Consider the following 3015-nt stretch of genomic DNA (forward strand, 5'->3'; position numbering starts at 1 on the left):
TCCTCCTGCTCGGCGATGTGGTCGAGCTCGTGGTGCTGGTGCGAGAGCGCTTCGTCGACCTCGGCCTGCGTGACCGGGGCGAGGCGGTCTTCGAAGAACCAGCGCGACAGCGAGGCGCGGAAGTGCTGGTGCCACGGGATCTGGCCGCGCGAGTTCGGGCGAACAACAAGCGGCTCGTAGGTCTCGAAGTCCACGAGCTTCCAGCGCTCGTACTCGTCAACAGGCTGGTGGACCTCGATGTACTCGCCACCGGGGAGGCGGACGATACGACCGGACTCGTAGCCGTGCAGCGCGATCTCACGGTCCTTCTTCTGCAGCGCAATCGCGATGCGCTTCGTGACGAAGTACGCGATCACCGGACCCACGAAGAGCAGAGCCTGCAGCGTATGGATGACACCCTCCATCGTGACCCAGAAGTGGGTCGCGATGATGTCGGAGGACGCTGCTGCCCACAGCACGGCGTAGAAGGTGACGCCGGCGGCGCCGATGGCGGTGCGTGTCGGGGCGTTGCGCGGACGCTGCGCGATGTGGTGCTCGCGCTTGTCGCCGGTGATCCACCCCTCGATGAAGGGATAGAGCGCGACCAAGACGATGAACAAGATCAGGACGGTGAGCGGCAGGATGATGTTCCATGACCAGGTGCGATCCCAGAACACCGACTCCAAATGCGGGGGCACGAGACGCAAGGCGCCATCCGCGAATCCGATGTACCAGTCAGGCTGCGTACCTGCTGACACCGGGGACGGGTCGTACGGACCGTAGTTCCAGATCGGGTTGATCGTGAAGAGCGAAGCGATCAGCACGATCACACCGAAGACGATGAAGAAGAACCCACCCATCTTCGAGGCGTACACCGGCAGCATCGGGTAGCCCACGACATTGTCGTTCGAGCGCCCAGGACCGGCGAACTGCGTGTGCTTGTTCACGATCATGAGGATCAGGTGGGCCGCGAGGAGCGCGACGAGGATCGCGGGCAGCAGCAGGATGTGCAACGTGTACAGGCGTCCGACGATCTGATCACCAGGGAACTCCCCGCCGAACAGCAGGAAGGAGGTCCAGGTACCGATGAGCGGAATTCCCTTGATCATGCCGTCGATGATCCGCAGGCCGTTACCCGACAGCAGGTCGTCCGGGAGCGAGTAGCCGGTGAAGCCCTCGCCCATCGCGAGGACGAACAGCACGAAGCCGATCGTCCAGTTCAGCTCGCGAGGCTTGCGGAACGCGCCGGTGAAGAACACCCGCAGCATGTGAACGCCGATACCGGCGATGAACACCAGCGCCGCCCAGTGGTGGATCTGGCGCACCAGGAGCCCACCGCGCAGGTCGAACGAAATGCGCAGGGTCGAATCTAGGGCCGCCGACATCTCTACGCCGCGCATCGGAATGTATGCGCCTGTGTAGTGGGTGGGAACCATCGACGCCTGGAAGAAGAAGGTCAGGAAAGTCCCCGAGAGGAGGACGACGACGAAGCTCCACAGGGCGATCTCACCCAGCATGAACGACCAGTGGTCGGGGAAGATCTTGCGACCGAGCTCCTTGACCAGACCCGAGAGGCTGGTGCGCTCGTCGAGGTAGTTGGCGGTTGCGCCGACGAATCGGCCGCCGAGCGGCTTGTCTCTGGTGGTACCGACGGCCGTCTCGTCAGTAGCGGTGGCGGTGCTCAATGGCGCTCCCAGAAGCTCGGGCCGACGGGTTCGGTGAAGTCGCTCTGCGCGACGAGGTAACCCTCGTCATCCACCTCGATGGGCAGCTGCGGCAGCGGGCGGGCAGCGGGGCCGAAGATGACCTTCGCGCCGTCCGAGACGTCGAACTGCGACTGGTGGCACGGGCACAGCAGGTGGTGCGTCTGCTGCTCGTAGAGGGCCACGGGGCAGCCGACGTGTGTGCACACCTTCGAGTAGGCCACGATGCCGTCATATGACCAGCTCGCCCGCTCGGGGGTCTCGGTGATCTGCTCGGGGAGCATACGCACCAGCAGCACGATCGCCTTGGCCTTCTCGTCGAGGTAACCCTCTTCGTGGCTGAGGTCGGCGAGCGGCTCGGGGATCACGTGGACTGCCGAGCCGAGGGTGACCTCGGATGCCTTGATCGGCGTTCCCTCGGGGTCCTTGGCCAGACGCATGCCGGGCTTCCACATGGTGTGGCTGAGGAGGTACACCGGGTTGCCCGCGTTGGGGCGCTCGGGAGTGTTCTCGGGGGCAAGACCACGGAAGAGGGTGATCGCCGGAAGGATCGAGGCGATCAGGGCCGCGAAGAGGCCGCCGCGGATGACGGTGCGTCGTCCGAATCCTGACTCCTCGTTGGCGGCTTCGAAGACGGCTACGGCGCCGGCACGCGTCGCGTCGGTGCCACGAGTGGGGTGGCGGGCCTCGGTGTGCTCCTTGTCGGACATCACCGCCTTGGACCAGTGGATCGCGGCGACACCAATAGCCAGCAGCGCGAGGGCGATGCCGAGGCCGATGAAGAGGTTGTTGTCGCGGATCGCCGGGATCTCGCCGCTCTCGATCGGGAAGATCATGTAGGCGGCAACTGCCCACAGCGACCCGGCTACCGAGATGTAGAAGAGCGTGTAGATCGTGCGGACGGCGCGCTTCATCGCCGCCGGGTCCTTGTCGGTCATCCGCTCACGGTGCGGCGGAAGCTCGGGGTTACGCACGGGGTCGGTGACGGCGACGGCCGTTCCCGACGAGGGCTGGTACGACGCCCTGTCGAGGCCGTGCGGGTCGTCCTCGTGTGCCATGGTGCTCCTCTAGCGTCTTGCTACGTATTCGGTATGCGGGGTCAGTTGGATTTCGCCGTGATCCACACGGTGATGCCGATCAGGGTGCTGATCCCGAAGATCCAGATGAACAGACCCTCAGCGACCGGTCCGAGCGACCCGAGCTTGAATCCACCGGGGGACTCGGTCTGCTGGATGTACAGCAGCGACGAGATGATGTCTCGCTTGTCCTCGTCGGTCAGGTACATGTCGTTGAACACCGGCATGTTCTGGGGGCCGGTGACCATCGCGGCGTA

2 protein-coding genes and 1 pseudogene are annotated in these 3015 nt (G+C 64.7%); all 3 read right to left on the reverse strand.

Translation table 11 applies throughout. The features are described 5' to 3' along the window. On the reverse strand, positions 1-1664 hold a 1664-nt coding region (locus B3587_RS10730), incomplete at its 3' end, for a cytochrome b (RefSeq protein ID WP_292728503.1). Continuing rightward, on the reverse strand, positions 1661-2740 hold the full coding sequence (locus tag B3587_RS10735; protein ID WP_292728505.1) for a ubiquinol-cytochrome c reductase iron-sulfur subunit: 1080 nt from the start codon (positions 2738-2740) through the stop codon (positions 1661-1663). The genes B3587_RS10735 and B3587_RS10730, both read right to left, overlap by 4 nt. A gap of 41 nt (positions 2741-2781) precedes the next feature. Next, positions 2782-3015, reverse strand: a pseudogene (locus B3587_RS10740) (cystathionine beta-lyase); the annotation flags it as partial.

It is taken from the genome of Microbacterium sp. UBA837, assembly GCF_002296025.1.
Lineage (GTDB): Bacteria > Actinomycetota > Actinomycetes > Actinomycetales > Microbacteriaceae > Microbacterium.